A 25,563-nucleotide genomic window follows, 5' to 3' on the forward strand; every position below is an offset into this window, starting at 1 on the left:
ACTCGGAAGTGAAACAGCTTAGCGCCGATGGTAGTGTGGAGCTTCTCCATGCGAGAGTAGGTCATCGTCAGGCATCTATACCAAAGCCCCCGGTCATACGACCAGGGGCTTTTTTTTATGGCTAAAAAAACAGCGGCGTCGGCCGCCCGGCTGTGTAAAAAATCGTGCAGGAAAGTGATGCCGCCCCGGATAATTCCTGCTTCCTGCTTCCTGCTTCCTGCTTCCTGCTTCCTGCTTCCTGCTTCCTGCTTCCTGCTTCCTGCTTCCTGCTTCCTGCTTCCTGCTTCCTGCTTCCTGTCTCGCACGTGGGTAAGGGAAATGCTGGAATAGAAAGAAGTGAAGCTGGTTGCGTTATACGTGATCGTATATTCAGCCATTGCCCTCTATTCGATTGGATCCATGTGATGCGCTCATAATAAAGCCGGGTCATGCAGTTGGCATGACCCGGCTTTATTCAATATGCCGGAATCTGGAAGGGCGAAAGTTATCGCGTCGCAGTAGAGGTGGATGAGGGGGAGTCGGTTCCGGCCTCAAAGGCCGCGCGTTCAACCTTGAGGTACGCTGTCTTCTCTTCGGTAACCACAAATGCCTCCACTACACCGGGCATGGACAAGAGTTGCTGCCTTGTTGCTTCGGGTGCTGCGGCTTCCGTATCGGAAAGGGCGCGGATCTCACTGGAGAGGTGGCGGGGCGCTGGCATCTTCCAGATAGCTATCAGCCATATGGCTGCGGCCAGGCTACAGAAAAGGAAGACGGCATCACTGCTAAAATAACTGGCAACCAGGCCGCCGCCCATTCCCCCGGCTGAGGCGCCAAGAAACTGGCTGGTTGAGTAAAGGCCCATAGCCGTTCCCTTGGCGCCCGCAGGTGCGATTTTACTGATCATGGAGGGGAGTGTGGCCTCCATTAGATTAAACGCGATAAAAAAGAGCCAGAGCAGCGCAAGAAGCCACCAGCTATGGTTCGGCAGTTCAGCCATGATGAGAAGTACCACCACAAGACTAATGACAGTGCCAATGAATACCGGCCGCATCTTATGGTATTTCTCGGCGATAATGATCAATGGCACCATGGCCACAAACGCAGAAGCCATGACGGGTAGATAGACCATGCCATGATCAGCCGGAGCAATGCCGAGAGCCTTCAGCTTCAAGGGGACGGCTACAAAGCAGGCCGTCAGAATCAGGTGCAATGAAAAAATGGAATAATCAAGGCGCAGTAGATTGATGTCACTGACCACCTTTTTGATTTGCTGGCCATTGAGGCCTACATCATGATGCGCGCGCGGCGGAGCTGACGGGACAAGTTTCCAGAGTACGACCAGACTTGCTGTGGCCAGACATGCCGTTATCCAGAAAATTCCGGATAATCCTGAGAATCGTGCCACCAGGGGGCCTGCAGCCATGGCAATGGCAAAGGCTATACCGATGCTCATGCCAATGGTCGCCATGGCAGTAGTCCGGACCTCTTCGCGCGTGTGATCAGCAAGTAGCGCCATGATGGCGCCCGCTACAGCGCCGCTTCCCTGTAATGCGCGCCCTGCGATAACGCCTTCGATCGAGCTTGAACAGGCTGCAACAACACTGCCGACAATGAATAGTAAGAGGCCTGAGGCAATGATGATCTTGCGGCCAAATCGATCGGACAGCATACCGAATGGAATTTGCAGGCATGCCTGGGTCAATCCATAAATTCCCAGGGCAAGGCCAATCAGGGCCGGGGTGGCATGACTGAGGTCATGGCTGTAAAGCGACAGGACGGGAAGGATCATGAACAGGCCGAGCATCCGCACGGCGTAAAGTGACGATAATCCCGAGATAGCCCTTATTTCGCTGGGCAGTAATGCAGCTTTTTTCATGGATCACTTCAGGGTGATGGTAGTGAGTAATACAGTAATGGCAGCAGCCTGGGGGTGATAGGGTCGGACATCAAAGTGTGTCATAATGTCGCGCCGCCAAGGGCGGGAAGGTCGTAAACTACTGTTTTTCGGCCTTTGCCAGGTAGAAGAAGCCATTATATATCGCTTCTTACGCTTGTAGGAAGAAAGGCCCTGCCTATAATATGGCACGGAACTAGGGTTGGGACTCTAAATCCTGTTGTTTGTTCCTTGAAGGGCAAAAAACGTCGGCAAGAAAGATCTCATGCCGGCGCTGATACTGTTCTTGCAAGGGCCAATCCCGGGTTATGGCCTTTCAGGCGTAACAGGATAAGCGCAGCGATGTACCAGCCGTTTATCCTGGGTGTGCATGTTTAACTGCAATAACGGTTATTTCGTAAAGCGGCCCTTTCCTGATGCAGGTATGCGTTTTGAATCGTCGCCAACGATATTCCGGGTGCGAAAGTCATGTACGGCATCCTTATAAAAGTAACAGCCTGGCCTGCCTTTATAATGTGGCAGGCGCTTTCGGTTCGCTGTCTACTGCTATTTGGGCGCGTAGGGGCAGGGGGAGGTAACCTCTGTAAAAGGCATGAGGTCTCAGTGAAAGTGAGTTGATCGTGCAGGCCGTTCAAGAGAGTGTGAGATGAGAAAATCGAGCTACCCTGACTTTTTTAAAAAGTTGGCCCTGTTAGCAGGCACGGCCGCGCTGTTGAGCGGGTGTGACTCGGCCATCCTTGATCCCAAGGGGCCAATAGGTGTCGAACAAAGAAACCTTATTGTCATAGCTGTATTGCTGATGCTGATAGTGGTTATCCCCGCTATCGTGATGACAGTTCTTTTTGCGTGGAAGTATCGTGCCTCCAACAAGGATGCTACGTATTCCCCCAACTGGTCTCATTCGAACAAGATCGAGGCGGTGGTCTGGGGCATTCCGTGCGTCATTATCCTTGTGCTGGCAACGATCACATGGAAGACCTCGCACTCTCTGGACCCGTTCAAGGCACTGGAAGGCTACGATGAGGAGCCGTTGACCATTGAAGTGGTGGCTCTGGACTGGAAGTGGCTCTTCATTTATCCGGAACAGCAAATTGCTACTGTCAACGAGGTTGCCTTCCCGGCCAATGTCCCTATCGAGTTTCAGGTTACCTCCGACACGGTCATGAACTCGTTCTTCATTCCGCATCTGGGATCGCAGATCTATGCCATGGCCGGTATGCAGACCGAGGTCAACCTGCTGGCCAGCGAGCCGGGTGATTACCCCGGGATTTCGGCACAGTACAGCGGCTCCGGTTTTTCCGGCATGAAATTCAATGCCCGGGCGCTCGATTCCCGAGAGCAGTTCCAGGCATGGGTCAATCAGGTTCAGCAATCGCCGAAGCAGCTGAATCAATCCGCTTACGACAAACTGGCCAAACCTAGCGAGGATGCACCCGTAGAGTACTATTCAACCGTTATTCCCAATCTGTTTACCAGCATCATCCATAAATACATGGGTGGGGCGATGCAGGCTGGCAGCGGTCACGAAGGTATGCAACATCACGGTGCCGAGGAGTGAACATGTTCGGAAAACTGACGCTTGAAGCGATCCCCTATCATGAGCCCATCATCATGGGCGCCATGGGGTTTATCGTGCTTGGTGGTCTTGCCCTGGTGGCAGCCATTACCTATTTTCGAAAGTGGGGTTACCTGTGGCATGAGTGGCTGACGTCTGTCGACCATAAGCGCCTGGGCGTGATGTACATCATTGTTGCCATGGTCATGCTGCTGCGTGGCTTCTCCGATGCGATCATGATGCGTACTCAGCAGGCGATCGCAACGGGTGGTGCCGAAGGGTATCTGCCGCCACACCATTACGATCAGATCTTCACTGCTCACGGCGTCATCATGATCTTCTTCATGGCCATGCCGTTCATGATTGGTCTGATGAACATCGTGGTGCCTCTTCAGATCGGTGCGCGCGATGTCGCGTTTCCGTTCCTGAACTCCCTTAGCTTCTGGCTGTTCTTTGCAGGGGTCGTGCTTGTCAACCTGTCTCTGGGTGTGGGCGAGTTCGCGAAAACCGGCTGGCTGGCCTATCCGCCACTTTCCGGCATCAAGTTCAGTCCGGGCGTCGGGGTTGATTACTATATCTGGAGTCTGCAGATATCAGGTATCGGTACCCTGCTGACAGGCGTCAACTTCTTCATCACCATCCTCAAGATGCGTGCGCCCGGCATGTCATTGATGAAAATGCCGATCTTCACCTGGACGGCACTCATCACCAACATCCTGATCATGGCTGCCTTCCCGATCCTGACCGCTACACTGGGTCTGCTGACGCTTGACCGTTATCTTGGTATGCACTTCTTTACCAATGATCTCGGCGGCAACATGATGATGTACGTCAACCTGATCTGGGCATGGGGTCACCCCGAGGTTTATATCCTTGTCCTGCCGGCCTTCGGTATCTTCTCCGAAGTGACAGCAACGTTCAGCAGCAAGCGTCTTTTCGGTTATACCTCCATGGTATACGCCACAGCAGCGATCGGTTTCCTGTCCTTCATTGTGTGGTTGCACCACTTCTTCACCATGGGCGCCGGCGGTAACGTCAACGCGTTCTTCGGAATCGCGACAATGGTTATCTCGATCCCGACTGGTGTGAAGATCTTCAACTGGCTGTTCACGATGTATCAGGGGCGTGTCAGATTCACCACGCCAATCCTCTGGACGCTGGGCTTTTTGGTGACCTTTACCATCGGTGGCATGACAGGGGTGCTGCTGGCTGTACCGGGCGCTGACTTTGTCCTGCACAACAGCCTGTTCCTGATTGCTCACTTTCATAACGTTATTATCGGTGGCGTGGTCTTTGGTTATATTGCCGGCTTTGTCTACTGGTTCCCGAAAGCCTTTGGCTTCACGCTCAATGAGCGTATCGGCAAGTATTCCTTCTGGTGCTGGCTCGTCGGGTTCTATCTGGCCTTCATGCCGCTTTATGTTCTGGGCTTCATGGGTATGACTCGCCGTCTGAACCACTATGACAACCCGGAATGGCAGGCGTACCTGATCGTTGCAGCAATCGGTGCCGTGGTTATTGCCTTTGGTATTTTCTTCCAGCTGCTGCAGATCGTTGTCAGTATCAGGCAGCGCGACAAGAATCGTGATGTCACGGGCGATCCGTGGGGTGGCCGTACGCTTGAATGGTCCACTTCTTCACCCCCCCCGTTCTATAACTTCGCGCATACGCCTGTTATCAAGGAACGCGACGCTTTCTGGGACATGAAGGAAAACAAGGATGCCTACAGCAAGCCGAAGGGTTTCCAGAAAATACATATGCCCAAGAATACCGCTGCCGGCCTGATTATCAGCGCTTTTAGCCTGGTGATGGGGTTTGCATTGATCTGGCATATCTGGTGGTTGGCTATTGTTGGACTCGCGGGCGGTCTGGTGGCTGTACTTGCTCGCATGTTCAATGAAGATATTGATTACTACGTGCCGGCTGAAGAAGTAGAGCGTATCGAGTCCGAGCATCTCAAAAACATGGCAAATCAGGCGTGAACTATGTCGACTGAAGCTTTGAATCAACATGACGCTCATGCCTCCGGGCATGAGCACGAGCACCACGATGCATCAGATGCCAAGGTTCTGGGTTTCTGGGTCTATCTAATGACCGACTGCATCCTGTTTGCCACTGTTTTTGCTACCTTTGCAGTGCTGGCAAACAGCTATGCAGGTGGCCCGACGGGCGCAGATATCTTCGAGCTGCCATTTGTGCTGGTCGAAACCATGATTCTTCTGGTAAGTAGTTTTACCTTTGGCATGGCATCCATTGCCTCCCACAAGGGTGACTCTGCACCAGTGCTGCGCTGGCTGGCTATTACAGCCCTGCTGGGCCTTTCTTTCATCATCATGGAAATCTATGAGTTTCATCATCTGATTGTTGAAGGGTATGGACCGGATCGCAGTGCCTTCCTGTCGGCCTTCTTTACTCTGGTGGGTACCCATGGACTTCACGTGACCTGTGGTTTGATCTGGCTCGTGGTCATGATGGTGCAAATCAAGAAAAATGGCCTGAATACTGCCAACAACACTCGGATGATGAATCTGAGTCTGTTCTGGCACTTCCTGGATATTATCTGGATTTTTGTATTCACCGTTGTCTATCTGCTGGGGACGTTGTAATGGCACATTCAGAGCATACAACACATGGTGGCGCCAGCCATGGGACGGTCAAGTCCTACATCGTCGGGTTTGTGCTGTCAGTCATCCTGACAGTCATTCCCTTCTGGATGGTGATGAGTGGTTCGTTCTCAAAGGCCACTACAGCAATCAGTATCTTTGTGCTGGCCTTCATTCAATTGTTTGTGCACCTGGTTTACTTCCTGCACATGAATCGTTCTTCGGAACAGCAATGGAATGTAATGGCGTTCATCTACACACTTATCATGGTTGTCATTCTGGTCATCGGGTCGCTCTGGATCATGTTGAACCTTAATTTCAACATGATGGTGCGCTGAGAAGCCTTTGACTGAATGTTTAAAAACTATGTTCAGATAACGAAGCCGGGCATTATCTTTGGCAATTTGATATCTGTAACAGGGGGCTTTTTCCTGGCTTCTCAAGGAAGCCCGGATTGGCCCCTTTTTATCGCGACCCTGTTGGGCGTATCACTGGTGATCGCTTCGGGTTGCGTTATCAACAACTATGTTGATAGAGATATTGATTGTCGGATGGAGCGTACGGAAAAGCGGGTCCTTGTTCAGGGGCTCATTTCCCCGCAGATATGTCTTCCCTATGCCGCTGGCCTTGGGTTGGCGGGAGTATGGTTGCTGTGGGCATTTGCCAACGCTGTAGCCGTCATATTCGCCTTCCTTGGATTCTTCGTTTACGTCGTTCTTTATACGCTGTGGCTCAAGCGTGGCTCCGTGCACGGTACGCTGGTTGGTAGTATCTCGGGGGCCTGTCCGCCGGTCATCGGATATTGCGCCGTATCGGGTCAGTTTGATGTTGCCGCTTTCTGCTTGCTGGTTATTTTCAGCCTGTGGCAGATGCCCCATTCCTATGCGATCGGCATCTTCCGGTATGATGATTACGCTTCTGCCTCCATCCCGGTGCTTCCGGTTCACGGTGGTGTTGCAAAGGCCAAGCGTCACATCACGGCTTACATTGTGGCTTTCTGGATATCCGCACTGTCCCTGACATGGTTTGGGTATACCGGCTGGCTTTATTTTATTGTCGCGTTCGTTCTTGGGGCTTACTGGCTTTACCTGGCGGTATGCCCCAAAGCCGCAACAAATGATAAACAGTGGGCAAAACGACTGTTTTTCTTTTCCATTATTATTGTGATGGTGCTGAGCCTGGCCATGGGGGTCGACTATACGTCGCACTGATGCCTGCATGAGCCTGCATGGATGACCCGGATACTGATTGTATTCGGGTTTTTTTATACCTCCAGTATGAAAGTGGTTGTCAGGCGGCAAAAGAAGTCTTACTTTATATAAGGTTATTGTGTGAAGTGATAATCACAGTGCCTGGTTTTTGTTACCAGGTCTTTGTGAAAGAAGATGGAAGACGCTTACGGTGTCTTCCAGAACGCCTCGTTGTTATGTGTCATGATGACGCACTTGTTTTCCTTTGCCCTTCGCTTGGCCTATGTTCTCCTGACCGTACTAACACCCTGCGGGGGAGAGATGACTTATGCTTGGATTGGAGGCTCTGGACCTGGCGCGATTTCAATTCGCGTTCACGGTCTCTTTTCATATTATATTCCCGGCATTTTCCATCGGTCTGGCCAGTTATTTGATGGTACTGGAAGGCTTGTGGCTGAAAACCGGTAAAGAGGTTTACCACAATCTTTATCGCTTCTGGATCCGTATTTTTGCTGTGGCATTCGGGCTTGGCGTTGTCTCCGGTGTCGTCATGGCTTACGAGTTCGGTACCAACTGGAGCGGTTTTGCGGAAAAGGCCGGCGATATAACCGGAGTCCTGCTTACCTATGAAGTACTGACCGCCTTTTTCCTCGAGGCCGGCTTTTTGGGCATCATGTTGTTTGGTGAGTCCCGGGTCAGCAAGCGCCTTCATTTCTTTGCAACCTGCATGGTGGCTATCGGCACCTTGATTTCAGCGACGTGGATTCTTGCATCCAACAGCTGGATGCAGACGCCTGCAGGGTTTGAAATAATCGATGGCCGTTTCGAGCCTGTCAGCTGGCTGCAGATTATTTTCAATCCGTCCTTCCCTTATCGCTTGCTCCATATGGTGCTTGCTGCCTTTATTTCTGTCAGCTTTCTGGTTGGCGGAGTGGGTGGATATCACCTGCTGCGTGACCGGACGGATCCTGCCGCGCGCAAGATGTTTTCCATGGCCATGTGGATGGCGGTGGTTGCCTTGCCTATCCAGATCATGGTCGGGGATGCGCATGGGTTGAATACGCTTGAGCACCAACCGGCCAAGCTGGCAGCCATGGAGGGTTACTGGGGGCCACAGCCGGGTGAAACAGGGGTGCCTCTTACCCTGTTTGGTATGCCCGACATGGATTCGGCAACGACCCATTACGCCCTTGAAGTACCAAATGTGGCCAGTCTTTATCTAACGCACTCATTACACGGCGAGATTCGTGGGTTGAAGAGTTTTCCGCGTGACGAGTGGCCGGATGTTCCCCTCGTCTTCTGGTCGTTTCGAATAATGGTTGGTCTGGGAGTAGCGATGCTTGGCATGGGGGTGCTGGGCCTGTTCCTGCGTTGGCGCCACAAGTTGTATGAGAGCCGCTGGTTCCATCGTTTGACCGTCTACACGTTGCCAGCAGGCTTTATTGCACTGGTGGCCGGATGGGTTACTACGGAAGGTGGGCGTCAGCCCTGGGTCATCTACGGCCTGATGCGTACCGTGGATGCTGCATCTCCACTCCATGTAGGTAGCGTTGCTGCCAGTTTGAGCGGCTTTGTAGTGGTTTATGCGATTATCTTTGGCATTGGTGTGTATTACATCACGAAGCTGGTGCGTATGGAGCCGATGGGGGCAATCCCTGAAGGTGGTCCGGGACACGAGCGTCAGCCCAAGCGCTCATTCTCGGCGGTGGAGCATGATCTTGATGATACAGAGGAGCGCCACTCATGAGCTTTGAGTTCGACCTGCCGGTAATCTGGCTTTTTTTGATCGGCTTTGCCATCGCGATGTACGTGGTAATGGATGGTTTCAGTCTGGGTGTCGGTATTCTGTTTCCATTCGTGAAGCCTGACGATCACCGGGATGTGATGATGAATTCGGTGGCGCCGGTCTGGGATGGTAACCAGACCTGGATGATTCTTGGTGGCGCGGGGCTCTACGGAGCCTTTCCACTGGCTTATGCCGTTTATCTTCCAGCCATGTATCTGCCTTTGATATTGATGGTGCTGGCGTTGATATTTCGGGGAATTGCGTTTGAGTTTCGGTTCAAATCGACACGGTCCCGGCCGTTTTTTGACGCTGTTTTCAGCGGCGGCTCGATGATAGCCACCTTCTCCCAGGGGGTGGTGCTCGGCGGCATCATTCAGGGGGTCAATGTGGTGGATCGCCAGTATTCAGGTGGAGCATTTGACTGGCTTTCTCCCTTCTCCATGTTTACCGGTCTGGCGCTGGTGCTCGGGTACGGGCTTCTGGGCGCATCATGGTTGATCGTCAAGACGGAAGGGGGGCTGCAGCGCCGCTTCTATTATCTGGCTCGTCCTTTTGCCATCCTGCTGGCCGTTGCCATGGCAGTGGTGTCCATATGGACCCCATTGGCCAACTCACGGATATTTGATATCTGGTTTACGATGCCCAACATGCTGTGGCTTGCCGTAATGCCGATTCTGTTTCTGCTGCTGGTGTACAGCATCATCAAGGGAATCATCGAGCGTCATGAGCGGCTCATATTCGTCAAGAGTATTGCCTTGTTCGTACTGGGGCTTGTTGGTCTAGTCATCAGTTTCTTCCCGTTGATCATTCCGCCTTCAATTACGGTATGGGAGGCGGCATCTTCATCCAAGAGTCAGAGCTTTTTGATCGTGGGTTACTGTGTGCTGATTCCCGTGATCATGGCGTATACCTTTTACAGCTATAGGGTCTTTCGCGGAAAGGTACGTATTGGTGAGGGCTACCATCATTGATGGTTTCAGGTGGTGATAATAAAGGGGCGCAATCAGCGCCCCTTTTTTTTGTTTTCGCCATTTAGCATGGCTTTTGGCTAGAATGGCGGTTTTACCGAAACAGGTTTGGCCCAATGACCACGCGTGAACTGCTTCGTCTGTTGTGCGATGGGCAATACCACTCCGGAGAAGAGCTGGGAGAGCGCTTCGGTGTGTCGCGTACAGCTATCTGGAAACATTTGAAAAAGCTGGAGCAGCAAGGCATTCCTCTGGAGGCCGTTCGTGGGCGGGGGTATCGCGTATCCAGCAGTGCCAGCCCCCTCGAGGGTGCTGCGATCGTCAACGAGCTGGATCGAGACGCCAGGCGCCTATTGTCCCGTTTGTTTGTGGAAGAATCGATTCCGTCGACCAATGCGCTGTTGCTTGATCGTTTTACCCAGGGTGCCGGGCATGCAGAGGTGGCGCTGGCTGAAGTGCAGACTGCTGGCCGAGGCCGGCGGGGAAGGGCATGGAGCAGTCGCTGGGGGCAGGGTATTTATTTATCACTGGGCTGGCGGTTTAGTTGTGGTGTGGCTTCGCTTGAAGGATTAAGCCTTGCCATCGGTGTGGCCATTGCCGAGGTGTTGAGAGAGATTGGTGTGCCGGCCGAGCTCAAATGGCCCAACGATATTCTGATCAGCTGCCAGGGAGAGTATCGCAAGCTGGGGGGTATTCTGGTCGAAATACGGGGGGATGTTGAAGGGCCCTGTGATGTGGTGGCTGGGATAGGGCTAAATATGGACAAGCCTGATCTGTCCACGATCGAGTCCGTGCAGCCGGTAGCCGGGATCAGGCAATACAATGAGGCGCTGGGTCGTAATGTGCTCGTGGCTGCTCTGTTGAATCGACTTCTGGTCATGATGCCCTTGTTTGCCCAGGAAGGCTTTGCTGCATGGCAGCCGCGCTGGAATGAGTGGCACGCGTTCGCAGGTCGGCGCGTGACCATTCATCAGGGGGAGCATCAACGTCAGGGAGTGGCGGGAAGTGTGGATGGGTCCGGCCGGCTGGAGGTGGCCGTCGAGGGTCAGTCCGAGTGGCTTATGGGAGGGGAGATCAGCGTGCGAGATACGCCATGATTCTTGATCTGGATATTGGTAATACGCTGTCAAAGTGGCGCCTGAAGGATCCCCTGTCCAGTGAAATTCGCTCGCGGGGTGCAGTGTGGACGCGTGATCAATGGCAGCCTGGAGCAGATATACCTGATCTTAATGTGATTGAACGCGTCAGAATATCCAGTGTGGCACACAGTGATGTTCTGCGTGAAACCGTCTCCCTGTTGCGAAGGCGAGTTCCCACCGTTCATGTGGCACGGCCTGCTGCCGAGGCAGCAGGCGTGACATGCGGCTACGATGTGCCGGCGCGGCTGGGAGTAGATCGGTGGCTGGGGGCGTTGTCCGGGTACCAGTTGACTGGCGGATGTTGTGTAGTGGATTGCGGTAGCGCGATCACGATTGATTTTGTACTTCCCGGTGGGCAGCACCTGGGAGGGTATATCATTCCTGGTCTACGGCTCATGAAAGAAAGCCTGAAGCTCGGGACGCGACATGTTCGCATTGACCCTGAGGTGGAGGTGGCACGCCTTCATGCGCCAGGCCGTAATACTACGGATGCGGTCAATCATGGCGTCTTCATGGCGGCTGTCAGTGCTATTCATCGCATTTATTGCGATGTTTGTGATGAGCAGGGGGTTGCTCTGCCATTGCTATTGACCGGAGGGGATGCGCGCGTTGTGTCGGCCGCACTGTCCGTGCCTCATGGGCTTTGGCCCGATATGGTATATGGCGGGCTGGAAGTGCTTTATCCCATGACCAGTGCCGAGCGGGCGGGTCGCATGAGTGGTGCACCGGCAGTGCCGAGCGTTCCTCTCCTTGAAAAAATTCGAGCAGGGGTTGCTTTCTCCACGCTGCTTTGACACAATTCGCCGCGTCTTGAGGTGAGCCCTTCGCGCTGTGCAAGCAGTTGATATAAAAAGGGTTGACAACGCATTAATTTGATTTAAAATGCGTCGCCAGTTGGAGGGGTTCCCGAGTGGTCAAAGGGAGCAGACTGTAAATCTGCCGCGAGAGCTTCGAAGGTTCGAATCCTTCCCCCTCCACCATTTAGTCAGCAGGTTTTGCCTATTGGGCAAGATTGGATAGGCGGGCATAGTTCAATGGTAGAACCTCAGCCTTCCAAGCTGATGATGCGGGTTCGATCCCCGCTGCCCGCTCCAGATAGGCTCATGTAGCTCAGGGGTAGAGCACACCCTTGGTAAGGGTGAGGTCGACGGTTCAATTCCGTCCATGAGCTCCATAAGTCGCCATGATTTATGGGTATTCCTGTCAAAGTTTTGCTTTTTGGGGTTGTTAATAGTGTGGCTATCGGATAACATATCGGCCGCACTTTTTGTGCACCTTAAAGCAATATAGATAGGCCAGTAGCTCAATTGGCAGAGCAGCGGTCTCCAAAACCGCAGGTTGGGGGTTCGATTCCCTCCTGGCCTGCCACTCTTGAAAGCAAGAGTAGGCACTTCCTGTATATGTTCCAATGTGAATTGATCGGCTGTCGCACGCCCTGGGGAGTTTTTCCATGAGTCAAGAGGCTGAGGTGCAAGAGTCGCGCCACGATGTATTCAAGTGGGCGGTTGTTGTGGTCCTTGTGGCAGCTGTTGTTATCGGGAATTCCTATTTTTCTGATCAGGCTATTCTGTACCGCGTGCTGGGTATAACCGCGCTCGGTCTGATGGCTGTGTTCGTGGCTCTGTTGACCAAACAGGGGCGCGAGCTTTCAGCGCTTGCGAAAAATTCCCGCAAGGAGATTCAGCGTGTTGTCTGGCCTACTCGGCAAGAGACGTTCCAGACCACGGCTATTGTGCTTGCCGCGGTATTGCTGGTCGGGCTGGTGTTGTGGTTGATCGACACCTTCTTCGGTTGGGCGGTATCGGGAATCATTGGTTAGGAGGCTTCATGGCTAAGCGCTGGTACGTCGTTCACGCTTATTCCGGTTTTGAGAAATATGTAATGCGCGCCCTTAAAGAGCGCGTTCGCATGTATGAGGTGGAGGATCTCTTCGGTGAGATTCTGGTGCCTACTGAAGAAGTCGTCGAAATGCGTGACGGCAAGCGTCGCAAGAGCGAGCGCAAGTTTTATCCCGGTTATGTCCTTGTTGAAATGGACATGAACGATCAGACCTGGCACCTCGTTAATGAGACGCCACGTGTCATGGGTTTCATCGGCGGTACGCCGGAGAAGCCTGCTCCCATTACGCCGCGTGAAGCAGATGCGATTCTGCAGCGCGTTCAGGACGGTAATGACAGTCCTCGTCCGAAAACCATGTTTGACGCCGGTGAGACCGTTCGTGTGACCGATGGTCCCTTCGCGGATTTCAATGGTGTGGTCGAGGAAGTCAATTACGAGAAAAGCCGTCTTCAGGTAAGCGTATTGATTTTCGGTCGTTCAACGCCGGTAGAACTGGAGTTTTCTCAGGTCGAGAAAGACTGAGATTGCTCAAACGTCTGTCCTGATAGGGCAGGCACCTAGGGGAGCCTTTTTGAGGCGCTACCACCCAACTGGAGGCCAACATGGCGAAGAAAGTCCAAGCATATATCAAGCTGCAGGTTGCAGCCGGCAAGGCTAACCCGAGTCCGCCCGTAGGTCCGGCGCTGGGTCAGCACGGTGTCAACATCATGGAGTTCTGCAAGGCGTTCAACGCTGAGACGCAGAATCTTGAAGTGGGCCTGCCGACGCCTGTAGTCATTACGGTTTATTCTGATCGTAGTTTCACGTTCGTTACCAAGACCCCGCCGGCGGCCGTTCTGCTCAAGAAGGCAGCAGGTATCAAGTCTGGTTCCGGCGTTCCGAACAAGACCAAGGTCGGTACCGTGACGCGTGAGCAGCTCGAAGAAATTGCTCGTGCCAAGGAACCTGATCTGACAGCTGCTGATCTTGACGCTGCTGTACGTACCATCGCTGGTAGTGCCCGTAGTATGGGTCTGAACGTGGAGGGACTCTGAGATGGCTAAACTGAGTAAGCGCGTCAAGTCAATCCGCGAGAAAGTGGACCCGGCCAAAACGTACACCATTGAAGAAGCCGTTACTCTTCTGAGTGAGCTGTCTTCCGTGAAGTTCAAGGAATCGGTCGAAGTGGCTGTCAACCTTGGCGTTGACCCGCGTAAATCCGATCAGGTTGTTCGTGGCGCCACCGTCATGCCCAACGGTACAGGCAACGATGTTCGCGTCGCTGTTTTCGCCCAGGGTGCTGCGGCAGATGCAGCTAAAGAAGCTGGTGCAGACATCGTTGGCATGGAAGAGCTTGCCGATGACATCAAAAAGGGCAACATGGACTTTGATGTTGTTGTTGCTGCTCCTGATGCCATGCGTGTTGTTGGTCAGCTGGGTCAGATTCTCGGTCCGCGCGGCCTGATGCCAAACCCGAAGGTGGGTACGGTTACTCCTGATGTCGCCACGGCTGTCAAGAATGCCAAGGCTGGTCAGGTGCGTTTCCGTACAGACAAGAACGGCATCATTCACGCCGGTATCGGTAAGGTCGATTTCAGTGCTGCTGATATTGAGGGTAACCTGGATGCGCTGGTTGCCGAGCTCAAGAAGCTCAAGCCCAGCACGTCGAAGGGTGTTTACCTTAAGAAGGTCTCCCTGTCCTCGACGATGGGTCCCGGCCTTACAATTGATCATTCCTCCTGGGCGTAAATCCGGGCTGGAAGAACCTTTGCGGTCCCCGTATTCCGTGCGGGGTGCCGTCAAAGACCGCAGGTGCCAAGGCTTAATGTGCTGAGCATGCCTGCGCAGATGGTGCCAGTGTTCTGCACTGACCATCATTCATACTTCACCGGCTGTATCAGGTGGAGATAGATGGTAACCCTGCCGTCCGATTTACAGGACGGGTACGAAGGAGTGAAGAAAGTGCCATTAGGTCTCGAAGACAAAAAGGCAATTGTTGCTGAAGTCAGCGAAACCGCCAGCGCTGCGCTCTCCGTCGTTGTTGCCGACTCTCGTGGTGTTACTGTAAGCGCGATGACTGATCTGCGCAAACAGGCCCGCGACAATGGTGTCCAGTTGCGTGTTGTTCGTAACACCCTGGCCCGCCGTGCTCTTTCAGGTTCTACCTATGAATGCCTCAATGAGTCATTTGTTGGTCCTACCCTGCTGGCTTTCTCCATGGAACACCCGGGCGCTGGCGCTCGCTTGTTCAAGGAATTTGCCAAGAAGCAGCCGGCTTTTGAAGTCAAGGCAATGGCGTACGAAGGCGAATTCATCGCCGCATCTGATATCGATCGTCTGGCTACTCTGCCGACTTACGACGAAGCGATTGCAAAACTGATGTCGGTAATGAAGGAAGCATCTGCTGGCAAGCTGGTTCGTACTTTGGCTGCGCTGCGTGATCAAAAGGAAGAAGCTGCTGCCTGATGGCAGGCATTTACCTTCTGACGCAGTGTGACCATTCATTCGTTAGAGCACACGATGCTCCGCAAAGATTTAGGATTAGAGAATCATGGCATTGAACAAAGAAGACATCATCAACGCAGTTGCTGAAATGTCTGTCATGGAAGTTGTCGAACTGATCGAAGCAATGGAAGAGAAGTTCGGCGTATCTGCAGCAGCTGCTGTAGCTGCAGGTCCGGCGGCGGCTGAGGCTGCTGTTGAAGAACAGACCGAATTTGACCTCGTTCTGACCAGCGCTGGCGAGAAGAAAGTCAACGTCATCAAGGTTGTTCGTGAAATCACCGGTCTTGGCCTGAAAGAAGCCAAGGGTGCTGTCGACGGCGCACCGGCTACCATCAAGGAAGCCATGTCCAAGGACGACGCCGAAGCAGCCAAGAAGAAGCTTGAAGAAGCAGGCGCTTCCGTGGAACTCAAGTAATCCTCGTGGTTACAGCGTTGCACGCTGCTTAAGCGTCTACGGCTGGTGGCGGAACTCCGCCGCCAGCCTTTTTCTGTTGTTACCCGACAAACTCAAGCGTCAACTAACGTTATAGTGTGGGTTGTCGGACGAATCTCTCAACGGCGAGCACATGGCTTGCCGTTGGCGCCTGACAGGTAGGGTCCTGTCGCGGCGTGCCGACCGTGCCGGTCACTCATGGTGAACAAGCTGGGGAATACAGATGGCTTACTCATACACTGAGAAAAAACGCATCCGCAAGGATTTTGGCAAACTGCCGCAAGTGATGGATGTGCCTTACTTGCTGGCCATCCAGCTTGACTCCTATCACGATTTCCTTCAGCAGGAAATGACGCCTGAGCAGCGTCGTGATATCGGTCTGCATGCCGCTTTCCATTCGGTGTTTCCGATCGAGAGTTTTTCAGGCAATGCAGCCCTGGAGTACGTCAGTTATCGTTTCGGGACACCTGCCTTTGATGTCAAGGAATGTCAGCAGCGCGGCGTAACATATTCAGCGCCGTTGCGGGTCAAGGTTCGCCTGATCATTTACGATAAGGAATCATCGAACAAGGCGATCAAGGACATCAAGGAGCAGGAAGTCTATATGGGGGAAATCCCCCTTATGACGGAAAACGGTACTTTCGTTGTCAATGGCACCGAGCGGGTAATCGTTTCTCAGCTGCACAGAAGCCCTGGCGTCTTTTTTGATCACGACAAGGGCAAAAGCCACTCCTCCGGGAAGCTTTTGTACTCTGCACGGGTTATTCCGTACCGTGGTTCCTGGCTCGATTTCGAGTTTGATCCCAAGGATAACGTCTTTGTTCGTATTGACCGTCGCCGCAAACTGCCGGCGAGCGTGTTGCTGCGTGCTCTGGGCTTCTCCTCTGAAGAAATTCTTGATCGTTTCTTCGATACGACCGTTTATAACATTGAAAAATCCGGTTTCTCTGTCGAGCTGGTTCCTGCGCGTCTGCGCGGTGAGACTGCCAGCTTTGACATTCGCGACAACGAAGGTGGGTTGATCGTCGAAGAAGGGCGCCGTATTACACAAAAACATATCCGTCAGCTCGAGAAGGCCGGCATTGACCGCCTTGACGTGCCGATGGAATACCTCTTTGGCAAGACGCTTGCCAAGGATCAGGTTGACCCGAACACCGGTGAGCTGATCACCGAGTGTAATGTCGAGTTGACTCCGGAGCTGCTTGAAAAAATCGGGCAGGCCGGTATTACACGCTTTGAAGTCCTGTATACCAATGATCTGGATACCGGGGCGTTCATCTCCGATACGCTCAAGATCGATACTACCAGCTCGCAGCTTGAAGCACTGGTCGAGATTTATCGCATGATGCGTCCGGGCGAGCCGCCGACCAAGGATGCGGCTGAAACCCTGTTCAATAACCTGTTCTTCTCGGCAGATCGCTACGACCTGTCCGGAGTCGGTCGGATGAAATTCAACCGTCGTCTTCGCCGTGAGGGCGACGAGGGTGAAGGCATTCTGACTCATGAAGACATTGTCGATGTATTGCGTGAGCTGATCAGCATTCGTAACGGCGTGGGTGAAGTCGATGATATCGACCACCTGGGTAACCGTCGTATTCGTAGTGTTGGTGAAATGGCCGAAAACCAGTTCCGCGTTGGCCTGGTGCGTGTCGAGCGTGCAGTGCGTGAGCGCCTTTCCATGGCGGAAAGTGAAGGCTTGATGCCGCAGGATCTGATCAATGCCAAGCCGGTTGCCGCAGCCGTCAAGGAATTTTTCGGTTCCAGTCAGCTGTCCCAGTTCATGGATCAGAACAACCCGCTGTCGGAAGTGACGCACAAGCGTCGTGTTTCCGCGCTTGGGCCGGGTGGTCTGACGCGTGAGCGTGCCGGCTTTGAAGTGCGTGACGTACATGCAACGCACTATGGTCGCCTGTGCCCGATCGAGACGCCTGAAGGTCCGAACATCGGTCTGATCAACTCTCTGGCGACCTACGCGCGCACCAACAGCTATGGTTTCCTCGAGACAACCTATCGCAAGGTCATTGACCGCAAGGTGACCGATGATGTCGTGAACCTGTCTGCGATTGAGGAAGGCGACTTCATCATCGCTCAGGCATCTGCCACGGTAGATGAGCAGGGTAACCTGATCGATGACCTGGTTCAGGTACGTCACAAGGGTGAAACAACCTTCATGACACCTGACAAGGTGACACTGATGGACGTATCGCCGCGGCAGGTTGTTTCCGTTGCTGCTGCACTTATTCCGTTCCTTGAACACGATGATGCCAACCGCGCCCTGATGGGCTCGAACATGCAGCGTCAGGCTGTTCCGACACTGAAGGCTGAAAAGCCGTTGGTGGGCACGGGCATGGAGCGTTTCGTGGCACGTGACTCCGGCGTATGTGCCGTTGCGCGTCGTGGTGGCGTAGTGGACTCCGTGGATGCCAAGCGTATCGTCATTCGTGTCAATGAAGACGAGATCATTGGTGGTGAAGCGGGTGTTGATATTTACAACCTCACCAAGTATGTGCGTTCCAACCAGAATACCTGCATGAATCAGCGTCCGATCGTGCGTCCGGGTCATCAGGTCTCCGTGGGCGACATTCTGGCGGATGGCCCTTCTGTCGACATGGGCGATCTTGCCCTGGGCCAGAACATGCGCCTGGCTTTCATGCCGTGGAACGGATACAACTTCGAGGATTCCATCCTCATTTCCGAGCGGGTTGTGGAAGAAGATCGCTTTACCACAATTCATATCCAGGAGCTGACCTGCGTTTCCCGTGATACGAAGCTTGGATCCGAGGAAATCTCGGCGGACATTCCCAATGTGGGCGAGTCTGCACTTTCCAAGCTGGATGATTCGGGGATCGTATATATCGGTGCCGAAATTCATCCGGGCGATATCCTGGTGGGTAAGGTCACGCCGAAAGGTGAGACCCAGCTGACACCTGAGGAAAAACTTCTGCGGGCCATCTTTGGCGAGAAGGCTTCCGATGTGAAGGATACGTCCCTGCGTGCCTCTACCGGCATGAAGGGCACGGTTATCGACGTTCAGGTCTTCACGCGCGACGGGGTCGAGAAGGATACTCGTGCACTGGCCATCGAGCAGATGCAGCTTGATGAGGTGCGCAAGGACCTTCAGGAAACCTATCGTATTGCAGAAGATGCCACGTTCGAGCGTCTGCAGCGCACCCTGTGTGGCCAGCCGGTCAATGGTGGTCCTCGCCTGAGCAAGGGCGACATCATTGATGACGAGTACATGAACGAGTTGCCGCGTCAGCAGTGGTTCAAGCTGCGGATGCAGGACGAGTCGCTCAATGAGCTGCTGGCTCAGGCTGATGAACAGCTTCAGAATCGTCGCAAGGAAATGGACGAGCGCTTCGAAGACAAGAAGCGCAAGCTGACCCAGGGTGATGATCTGGCGCCGGGCGTTCTCAAGATCGTCAAGGTCTATCTTGCAGTGCGTCGTCGCATTCAGCCGGGTGACAAGATGGCTGGTCGTCACGGTAACAAGGGTGTTATCTCCGCGATCATGCCGGTGGAAGATATGCCGTTCGACGAGACCGGTATGCCGGTGGACGTGGTGCTTAACCCGCTGGGTGTACCGTCGCGAATGAACGTCGGTCAGATCCTTGAAACGCACCTTGGTCTTGCAGCGTGGGGTCTGGGCGAAAAGATCAACCGTATGCTTCGTGATGCGCGTGAGCAGCAGCTCAGCGAAATTCGTGCATTCCTTGGGCGCGTGTACAACGAAAGTGGTGGCCGTCAGGAAACTCTCGATGAACTCGACGATAACGACATCATCGAACTGGCCCGCAATCTGTCCAAGGGTGTGCCGATTGCCACGCCGGTCTTTGATGGTGCCAAGGAGCATGAGATCAAGGGTCTGCTGAGGCTGGCTGATCTGCCGGATTCCGGCCAGATGAAGCTGTTTGACGGGCGTACCGGCGAGAAGTTTGATCGCCCGGTAACCGTGGGTTACATGTATATGCTCAAGCTCAACCACCTGGTTGATGACAAGATGCATGCTCGTTCCACTGGTTCCTACTCGCTCGTTACTCAGCAGCCGCTGGGCGGCAAGGCGCAGTTCGGTGGTCAGCGCTTCGGTGAGATGGAAGTGTGGGCGCTGGAAGCCTATGGCGCTGCCTACACCCTGCAGGAAATGCTGACAGTCAAGTCTGACGACGTCGAAGGGCGTACCAAGATGTACAAGAACATTGTTGATGGTGATCACAGCATGCAACCAGGCATGCCGGAATCCTTCAACGTTCTTGTGAAGGAAATTCGCTCGCTGGGTATTGATATCGAGCTGGAAGGCTAAGGCTTTTCTTCGATCCCTTTGTTGGTCCGCGGGAGGGGTATTACCCTCCCGCTCATGACAACTCCGCAACGGAGCCGACCCCCATGAAAGATTTGGTCAAAGTTCTCAAATCGCAGGCACAGTCCGACGAATTTGATGCCATAAAAATTACGCTGGCGTCACCGGACATGATTCGCTCGTGGTCCTACGGCGAAGTCAAAAAGCCCGAAACCATTAACTACAGGACCTTCAAGCCCGAGCGCGATGGCCTGTTCTGTGCCAAGATTTTCGGCCCTGTAAAGGATTACGAGTGCCTCTGCGGCAAGTACAAGCGCATGAAGCACCGTGGCATCATTTGTGAAAAATGTGGTGTCGAAGTTACCAAGGCCGCGGTTCGCCGCGAGCGTATGGGCCATATTGAACTGGCTAGCCCTGTCGCACATATCTGGTTTTTGAAGTCGCTGCCGTCTCGTATCGGCATGCTACTCGACATGACCCTGCGTGATATCGAACGTGTTCTTTACTTCGAGTCCTTTGTCGTCATTGATCCAGGCATGACAACGCTTGAGCGCGGTCAGCTTCTTAACGATGAGCAGTATTTCGAGGCTCTCGAAGAATTTGGCGACGATTTCGATGCTCGTATGGGTGCCGAGGCAGTGCAGGCGCTTCTGTCCGACATCGAGCTGGACGAAGAAGTGGAGCAGCTGCGTGAAGAAATTCCGCAGACCAACTCCGAAACCAAGATCAAGAAGCTTTCCAAGCGTTTGAAGCTGATGGAAGCCTTCCAGAAATCCGGTAACAAGCCGGGCTGGATGATCATGGAAGTGCTGCCGGTGCTGCCGCCGGATCTGCGTCCGCTGGTGCCGCTGGATGGCGGTCGTTTTGCGACGTCTGATCTGAACGACCTTTATCGTCGCGTGATCAACCGTAATAACCGTCTGAAGCGTCTGCTCGACCTCAATGCGCCGGATATCATCGTGCGCAACGAGAAGCGCATGCTTCAGGAGTCTGTGGATGCGCTGCTGGACAACGGCCGTCGTGGTCGTGCCATTACCGGTTCCAACAAGCGTCCTCTGAAATCCCTTGCCGACATGATCAAGGGTAAACAGGGTCGTTTCCGTCAAAACCTGTTGGGCAAGCGCGTTGACTACTCTGGCCGTTCCGTTATCACGGTTGGTCCGCAGTTGCGTCTGCATCAGTGTGGTCTGCCGAAGAAAATGGCACTTGAGCTGTTCAAGCCTTTCATCTATTCCAAGCTGCAGTCGCTGGGCCATGCGTCCACGATCAAGGCTGCGAAGAAGATGGTTGAGCGTGAAGTGCCCGAGGTCTGGGATATCCTGGCCGATGTCATTCGTGAGCATCCGGTTATGCTTAACCGTGCGCCGACGCTGCACCGGTTGGGTATCCAGGCCTTCGAGCCGCTTCTGATCGAAGGCAAGGCGATTCAGCTGCACCCGCTGGTGTGTGCGGCTTACAACGCTGACTTTGATGGTGACCAGATGGCTGTTCACGTACCGTTGACGCTGGAAGCCCAGCTGGAAGCGCGTACGCTGATGATGTCGACCAATAACGTGCTGTCACCTGCCAATGGTGAGCCGATTATCGTCCCGTCTCAGGACGTGGTGCTTGGCCTTTACTACATGACGCGCGAAAAAATCGCCGCCAGGGGTGAAGGTATGGTATTTGCCAACCTGAATGAGCTTGAGCGCGCATTCGGTACGCAAAGCGTTGAGCTGCATGCCCGCGTCAAGGTGCGCTTGACCGAGTGGCTGGCCGAAGAGGACGGTGGCGAGTTCCTGCCGGTAACTTCCATCAAGGAAACCACGGTCGGTCGAGCGCTGCTGTTCCGAATTCTGCCGAAGGGACTGTCCTTCGAACTGGTCAATCGCCCGATGAAGAAAAAGGCGATTTCCCAGTTGATCAACTCGGGCTACCGCCAGGTAGGCCTGAAGGAAACGGTCATCTTTGCTGACCAGTTGATGTATACCGGCTTCCGCCTCGCGACCTGGTCTGGTGCATCCATCGGTGTCAATGATTTCGTTATTCCCGATTCCAAGAAGGCGATCATTGAAGCTGCCGAGGAAGAGGTCAAGGAAATCGAGGCGCAGTTCTCCTCCGGTCTGGTAACTGCCGGCGAGAAGTACAACAAGGTCATCGATATCTGGTCCAAGGCCAACGACAAGGTGGCCAAGGCGATGATGACGGGTATTTCCAAGGAAACCGTGACAGATCGCGAAGGAAACGAGGTTGAGCAGGATTCCTTCAACAGTGTCTTCATCATGGCCGATTCCGGTGCACGTGGTAGTGCTGCCCAGATTCGTCAGTTGGCGGGTATGCGTGGTCTGATGGCGAAGCCGGATGGCTCCATCATCGAAACGCCGATCACTGCCAACTTCCGTGAAGGTCTGAACGTACTTCAGTACTTCATCTCGACGCACGGGGCTCGTAAGGGTCTTGCGGATACCGCACTGAAAACGGCCAACTCCGGTTATCTGACACGCCGTCTGGTAGACGTGGCACAGGATCTGGTCATTACCGAGCATGATTGCGGCACGGAAGATGGCGTAACGCTGCACCCGGTAATCGAGGGTGGTGACATCATCGTTTCTCTGGCGCAGCGTGTGCTGGGTCGTGTCGTGGCGCAGGATGTTGTTGATCCCAAAAGCCAGGATGTGCTGATCCCTCGCGGTACGCTGCTGGACGAAGCATGGTGCAGTAACCTGGAAACCATGGGTGTGGACGAGATTGTTGTCCGCAGTACCATCAACTGTAATACCCGTCACGGCGTGTGCTCCAACTGCTACGGACGTGATCTGGCGCGTGGCCATCTGGTGAACGTGGGCGAGGCGGTTGGTGTTATTGCAGCCCAGTCCATCGGTGAGCCGGGTACCCAGCTGACGATGCGTACGTTCCACATCGGTGGTGCCGCTTCACGGGCGTCCGCGGTCGACAGTGTTCAGGTCAAGCACGGTGGCAGTGTCCGCCTGCACAACATCAAGTCGGTTGAGCGTGCTGATGGCAAGCTGATCGTGGTATCGCGCTCCAGTGCTCTGGCCGTCGCCGATGACCATGGTCGTGAGCGTGAGTACTACAAGCTGCCTTATGGTGCCGAGCTTTCCGTCAAGGATTACGACCCGGTCGAGCCTGGTCAGATCGTTGCCAAGTGGGATCCGCACACCCACCCGATTATCGCGGAAGTAGCCGGACGGGTGCAGTTCACGGACATGGAAGAAGGCCTGACCATGAACCGCACGGTGGATGAGATGACGGGGCTCTCCTCGATCGAGATAATCGAAAGCGGAAACCGTCCAGCAGCAGGTCGGGACAAGCGTCCAATGATCATGCTGCAGGACGCAGCGGGTGAGTCCATTTCCTTGCCAGGCTCGAATACGCCGGTTCAGTACCTGCTGCCGGGTAATGCAATCGTATCGGTGGATAACAACGCACCTATCGATGTCGGCGAAGTTGTTGCCCGTATTCCGGTTGAGGCGTCCGGTAACAAGGACATCACCGGTGGTCTGCCGCGTGTAGCGGACCTTTTCGAAGCGCGTAAGCCGAAAGAGCCGGCCATTCTGGCGGAGATTTCCGGTACCGTTACCTTCGGCAAGGAGACCAAGGGCAAGCGTCGCTTGATGATCACACCTTCCGAAGGCGATGCCTTTGAGATGCTGATTCCGAAGTGGCGTCAGATCAGCGTCTTCGAGGGCGAGACGGTCGAGAAGGGCGAGGTTATTTCCGATGGTCCAAGCAACTCGCATGATATTCTGCGCCTGCTGGGGGTCGAGGAGCTCGCCAAGTATATTACGGTCGAGATTCAGGACGTTTATCGTCTGCAGGGTGTTGGCATCAATGACAAGCACATCGAAGTTATCGTGCGTCAGATGCTGCGCAAGGTAGAGATTCTGGATGCCGGCGATACGAACCTTATACCGGGCGACCAGGTTGATATTGATCGTGTTCAGGAAGTGAATGCGGCAGCTGAAGCGGAAAATCGCTTCCCGGCCAAGTTCTCGCGCGTGCTGCTGGGTATTACCAAGGCATCGCTGGCTACCGAGTCGTTCATCTCTGCCGCCTCGTTCCAGGAAACCACGCGCGTATTGACCGAGGCTGCCGTGACCGGCAAGCGCGATTATCTTCGCGGCCTGAAGGAAAACGTAGTGGTAGGTCGTCTGATTCCTGCCGGAACAGGTCTGGCACACCATGCCGAGCGCCGTCGTCGGCGTGAGGATTCAGAGCGCCATCTGCATCCTTCGGCTCTGGATGTAGAGCAGCAATTGGGCGAGCATCTGACGGCACTGGATGCTGATGACGATTTTTAAGGCTTTTAACGTGCTGCAGGCACCTTGTCTGCAGCACCGGGCTTGACTCCCCTTGCCTTGAAACCCTAAAATTCGCAGCCTTTAACAGTGGGCAAGGCTCAGCCTTGCTCACTGCCTTAGTGTCAAAAACCTCATTGGAGTGAGAAATGGCAACTGTTAACCAGCTCGTGCGCAAGCCGCGCAAGCGCCCCATCGCCAAGAGCGATGTACCCGCGCTGCAGGCCTGCCCACAAAAGCGTGGTGTCTGCACACGTGTATATACCACCACCCCGAAAAAACCGAACTCGGCCCTGCGTAAGGTCTGTCGTGTTCGTTTGACCAACGGGTTTGAGGTCACGTCCTATATCGGCGGTGAAGGTCACAACCTTCAGGAGCACTCTGTTGTGCTGATCCGCGGCGGTCGTGTAAAGGATTTGCCGGGTGTGCGTTACCACACCGTTCGTGGCGCGCTGGATACTTCCGGTGTTCAGAATCGTAGGCAGGGCCGTTCCAAATACGGTACCAAGCGTCCTAAATCCTAATTCAATTCCGGTCTGATAAGAGTAAGGTCGGACGCGCCCTGGCGTTGTTCCGAGGTTACCTGAAGGACTCTTTAACGTGAGGGCTTGTCATGCCTAGAAGGCGCATTGTTGCAAAACGCGAGATTCTGCCGGATCCGAAATTCGGAAGCACCCGTCTCGCGAAATTCATGAACCACCTGATGATCAGCGGCAAAAAATCTGCGGCCGAGCGCATCGTTTATGGTGCACTGGATCGCGTTGCCGAACGCTCCAATGAGGCGCCGCTGGACATGTTTGAAAAGGCTCTGGAAACCATTCAGCCCATGGTTGAGGTCAAGTCTCGCCGTGTGGGTGGTGCTACTTACCAGGTGCCTGTAGAAGTACGCCCGTCGCGTCGCCATGCGCTTGCCATGCGCTGGATGGTTGATGCTGCGCGTAACCGTGGCGAAAAAACCATGGTGCAACGTCTGGCCGGGGAAATCCTGGATGCGGCGGAAGGCAAGGGTGCCGCTGTCAAGAAGCGTGAAGACGTGCATCGCATGGCAGAAGCCAACAAGGCTTTCTCCCATTACCGCTTCTAAACCATAGGACT

21 protein-coding genes and 4 tRNA genes are annotated in these 25,563 nt (G+C 54.1%); 23 read left to right on the forward strand and 2 right to left on the reverse strand.

The window, feature by feature from the left end; translation table 11 throughout:
• Both NAT21_RS14775 and NAT21_RS14780 read right to left on the reverse strand, forming a co-directional pair.
• Positions 1–377: hypothetical protein (locus NAT21_RS14775; protein WP_250939617.1), on the reverse strand; the 377-nt coding region annotated here is incomplete at its 3' end.
• A gap of 107 nt (positions 378–484) precedes the next feature.
• On the reverse strand, positions 485–1,858 hold the full coding sequence (locus tag NAT21_RS14780; RefSeq protein ID WP_250939618.1) for an MFS transporter: 1,374 nt from the start codon (positions 1,856–1,858) through the stop codon (positions 485–487).
• 664 nt (positions 1,859–2,522) lie between these two features.
• Between NAT21_RS14780 and cyoA the strand changes: the two genes are divergently transcribed.
• From cyoA to rpsG, 23 genes are all read left to right on the forward strand, one after another.
• Entirely contained in the window at positions 2,523–3,434 is a 912-nt protein-coding gene (gene cyoA, locus NAT21_RS14785; RefSeq protein ID WP_250939619.1) for a ubiquinol oxidase subunit II, read from the forward strand.
• Positions 3,435–3,436: 2 nt separating this feature from the next.
• Positions 3,437–5,413: a cytochrome o ubiquinol oxidase subunit I gene (gene cyoB / locus NAT21_RS14790; protein ID WP_250939620.1), complete on the forward strand. Its 1,977-nt coding sequence runs from the start codon at positions 3,437–3,439 to the stop codon at positions 5,411–5,413.
• Between the two features lie 3 nt (positions 5,414–5,416).
• The gene (gene cyoC, locus NAT21_RS14795; protein ID WP_250939622.1) at positions 5,417–6,037 is read left to right on the forward strand and encodes a cytochrome o ubiquinol oxidase subunit III; all 621 of its coding nucleotides are present in this window, start codon (positions 5,417–5,419) and stop codon (positions 6,035–6,037) included.
• Positions 6,037–6,372 (forward strand): cytochrome o ubiquinol oxidase subunit IV, encoded by a 336-nt coding sequence (locus NAT21_RS14800; protein ID WP_250939625.1) that lies wholly within the window; start codon positions 6,037–6,039, stop codon positions 6,370–6,372. Before cyoC ends, NAT21_RS14800 begins: the two co-directional genes overlap by 1 nt.
• 15 nt (positions 6,373–6,387) lie before the next feature.
• On the forward strand, positions 6,388–7,245 hold the full coding sequence (gene cyoE / locus NAT21_RS14805; protein ID WP_250939627.1) for a heme o synthase: 858 nt from the start codon (positions 6,388–6,390) through the stop codon (positions 7,243–7,245).
• A 307-nt stretch (positions 7,246–7,552) separates the two neighbouring features.
• The gene (locus NAT21_RS14810) at positions 7,553–8,971 is read left to right on the forward strand and encodes a cytochrome ubiquinol oxidase subunit I (protein WP_250939629.1); all 1,419 of its coding nucleotides are present in this window, start codon (positions 7,553–7,555) and stop codon (positions 8,969–8,971) included.
• On the forward strand, positions 8,968–9,981 hold the full coding sequence (gene cydB, locus NAT21_RS14815; RefSeq protein ID WP_250939630.1) for a cytochrome d ubiquinol oxidase subunit II: 1,014 nt from the start codon (positions 8,968–8,970) through the stop codon (positions 9,979–9,981). The genes NAT21_RS14810 and cydB overlap by 4 nt, the downstream gene beginning before the upstream one ends.
• Positions 9,982–10,094: 113 nt before the next feature.
• The gene (locus NAT21_RS14820; RefSeq protein ID WP_250939631.1) at positions 10,095–11,075 is read left to right on the forward strand and encodes a biotin--[acetyl-CoA-carboxylase] ligase; all 981 of its coding nucleotides are present in this window, start codon (positions 10,095–10,097) and stop codon (positions 11,073–11,075) included.
• Positions 11,072–11,911: a type III pantothenate kinase gene (locus NAT21_RS14825; RefSeq protein ID WP_250939632.1), complete on the forward strand. Its 840-nt coding sequence runs from the start codon at positions 11,072–11,074 to the stop codon at positions 11,909–11,911. The genes NAT21_RS14820 and NAT21_RS14825 overlap by 4 nt, the downstream gene beginning before the upstream one ends.
• A 102-nt stretch (positions 11,912–12,013) precedes the next feature.
• A tRNA-Tyr gene (locus NAT21_RS14830) sits at positions 12,014–12,097 on the forward strand.
• A gap of 40 nt (positions 12,098–12,137) precedes the next feature.
• Positions 12,138–12,211 (forward strand) — tRNA-Gly (locus tag NAT21_RS14835).
• 5 nt (positions 12,212–12,216) lie between these two features.
• Positions 12,217–12,291: transfer RNA gene (locus NAT21_RS14840), tRNA-Thr, on the forward strand.
• A 118-nt stretch (positions 12,292–12,409) separates the two neighbouring features.
• Positions 12,410–12,485, forward strand: a tRNA-Trp gene (locus NAT21_RS14845).
• Between the two features lie 82 nt (positions 12,486–12,567).
• Positions 12,568–12,936 carry a preprotein translocase subunit SecE gene (gene secE, locus NAT21_RS14850; RefSeq protein ID WP_250939633.1) on the forward strand — a complete coding sequence of 123 codons (369 nt, stop codon included), beginning with the start codon at positions 12,568–12,570 and terminating at the stop codon, positions 12,934–12,936.
• 8 nt (positions 12,937–12,944) lie between these two features.
• Positions 12,945–13,478, forward strand: coding sequence for a transcription termination/antitermination protein NusG (gene nusG, locus NAT21_RS14855; RefSeq protein ID WP_250939634.1), 534 nt, complete (start codon positions 12,945–12,947; stop codon positions 13,476–13,478).
• Positions 13,479–13,558: 80 nt separating this feature from the next.
• Positions 13,559–13,990 (forward strand): 50S ribosomal protein L11, encoded by a 432-nt coding sequence (rplK, locus tag NAT21_RS14860; protein ID WP_250939635.1) that lies wholly within the window; start codon positions 13,559–13,561, stop codon positions 13,988–13,990.
• 1 nt (position 13,991) lies between these two features.
• Entirely contained in the window at positions 13,992–14,684 is a 693-nt protein-coding gene (gene rplA, locus NAT21_RS14865) for a 50S ribosomal protein L1 (RefSeq protein ID WP_250939636.1), read from the forward strand.
• Between the two features lie 213 nt (positions 14,685–14,897).
• Positions 14,898–15,401 (forward strand): 50S ribosomal protein L10, encoded by a 504-nt coding sequence (gene rplJ / locus NAT21_RS14870; protein WP_250939826.1) that lies wholly within the window; start codon positions 14,898–14,900, stop codon positions 15,399–15,401.
• An 85-nt stretch (positions 15,402–15,486) separates the two neighbouring features.
• The gene (rplL, locus tag NAT21_RS14875) at positions 15,487–15,855 is read left to right on the forward strand and encodes a 50S ribosomal protein L7/L12 (protein WP_250939637.1); all 369 of its coding nucleotides are present in this window, start codon (positions 15,487–15,489) and stop codon (positions 15,853–15,855) included.
• Positions 15,856–16,096: 241 nt separating this feature from the next.
• Positions 16,097–20,173, forward strand: a complete 4,077-nt coding sequence (gene rpoB, locus NAT21_RS14880; RefSeq protein WP_250939638.1) for a DNA-directed RNA polymerase subunit beta — start codon at positions 16,097–16,099, stop codon at positions 20,171–20,173.
• 83 nt (positions 20,174–20,256) lie between these two features.
• The gene (gene rpoC, locus NAT21_RS14885) at positions 20,257–24,471 is read left to right on the forward strand and encodes a DNA-directed RNA polymerase subunit beta' (protein WP_250939639.1); all 4,215 of its coding nucleotides are present in this window, start codon (positions 20,257–20,259) and stop codon (positions 24,469–24,471) included.
• A gap of 146 nt (positions 24,472–24,617) precedes the next feature.
• A complete protein-coding gene (gene rpsL / locus NAT21_RS14890) occupies positions 24,618–24,992 on the forward strand; it encodes a 30S ribosomal protein S12 (protein WP_250939640.1) in 375 nt (124 codons plus the stop codon).
• Between the two features lie 89 nt (positions 24,993–25,081).
• Complete coding sequence (rpsG, locus tag NAT21_RS14895; RefSeq protein WP_250939641.1) at positions 25,082–25,552, forward strand: 30S ribosomal protein S7; 471 nt, start codon at positions 25,082–25,084, stop codon at positions 25,550–25,552.
• Positions 25,553–25,563 lie beyond the last annotated feature (11 nt).

Origin of the sequence: Larsenimonas rhizosphaerae (genome assembly GCF_023700005.1) — a bacterium.
In the GTDB taxonomy this organism is placed as follows: Bacteria; Pseudomonadota; Gammaproteobacteria; order Pseudomonadales; family Halomonadaceae; genus Larsenimonas; species Larsenimonas rhizosphaerae.

What these genes read in the sequence shown, in the direction of transcription:
- cyoA (WP_250939619.1), top strand. Translation starts at nt 2,523, where the DNA reads ATGAGAAAATCGAGCTACCCTGACTTTTTTAAAAAGTTGGCCCTGTTA.
- cyoE (WP_250939627.1), top strand. Translation starts at nt 6,388, where the DNA reads ATGTTTAAAAACTATGTTCAGATAACGAAGCCGGGCATTATCTTTGGC.
- NAT21_RS14780 (WP_250939618.1), bottom strand. Translation starts at nt 1,858, where the DNA reads ATGAAAAAAGCTGCATTACTGCCCAGCGAAATAAGGGCTATCTCGGGA.
- rplA (WP_250939636.1), top strand. Translation starts at nt 13,992, where the DNA reads ATGGCTAAACTGAGTAAGCGCGTCAAGTCAATCCGCGAGAAAGTGGAC.
- NAT21_RS14800 (WP_250939625.1), top strand. Translation starts at nt 6,037, where the DNA reads ATGGCACATTCAGAGCATACAACACATGGTGGCGCCAGCCATGGGACG.
- rpoB (WP_250939638.1), top strand. Translation starts at nt 16,097, where the DNA reads ATGGCTTACTCATACACTGAGAAAAAACGCATCCGCAAGGATTTTGGC.
- rpsL (WP_250939640.1), top strand. Translation starts at nt 24,618, where the DNA reads ATGGCAACTGTTAACCAGCTCGTGCGCAAGCCGCGCAAGCGCCCCATC.
- cyoC (WP_250939622.1), top strand. Translation starts at nt 5,417, where the DNA reads ATGTCGACTGAAGCTTTGAATCAACATGACGCTCATGCCTCCGGGCAT.
- rplK (WP_250939635.1), top strand. Translation starts at nt 13,559, where the DNA reads ATGGCGAAGAAAGTCCAAGCATATATCAAGCTGCAGGTTGCAGCCGGC.
- secE (WP_250939633.1), top strand. Translation starts at nt 12,568, where the DNA reads ATGAGTCAAGAGGCTGAGGTGCAAGAGTCGCGCCACGATGTATTCAAG.
- cydB (WP_250939630.1), top strand. Translation starts at nt 8,968, where the DNA reads ATGAGCTTTGAGTTCGACCTGCCGGTAATCTGGCTTTTTTTGATCGGC.
- NAT21_RS14825 (WP_250939632.1), top strand. Translation starts at nt 11,072, where the DNA reads ATGATTCTTGATCTGGATATTGGTAATACGCTGTCAAAGTGGCGCCTG.
- rpsG (WP_250939641.1), top strand. Translation starts at nt 25,082, where the DNA reads ATGCCTAGAAGGCGCATTGTTGCAAAACGCGAGATTCTGCCGGATCCG.
- rpoC (WP_250939639.1), top strand. Translation starts at nt 20,257, where the DNA reads ATGAAAGATTTGGTCAAAGTTCTCAAATCGCAGGCACAGTCCGACGAA.
- nusG (WP_250939634.1), top strand. Translation starts at nt 12,945, where the DNA reads ATGGCTAAGCGCTGGTACGTCGTTCACGCTTATTCCGGTTTTGAGAAA.
- cyoB (WP_250939620.1), top strand. Translation starts at nt 3,437, where the DNA reads ATGTTCGGAAAACTGACGCTTGAAGCGATCCCCTATCATGAGCCCATC.
- NAT21_RS14820 (WP_250939631.1), top strand. Translation starts at nt 10,095, where the DNA reads ATGACCACGCGTGAACTGCTTCGTCTGTTGTGCGATGGGCAATACCAC.
- NAT21_RS14810 (WP_250939629.1), top strand. Translation starts at nt 7,553, where the DNA reads ATGCTTGGATTGGAGGCTCTGGACCTGGCGCGATTTCAATTCGCGTTC.
- rplL (WP_250939637.1), top strand. Translation starts at nt 15,487, where the DNA reads ATGGCATTGAACAAAGAAGACATCATCAACGCAGTTGCTGAAATGTCT.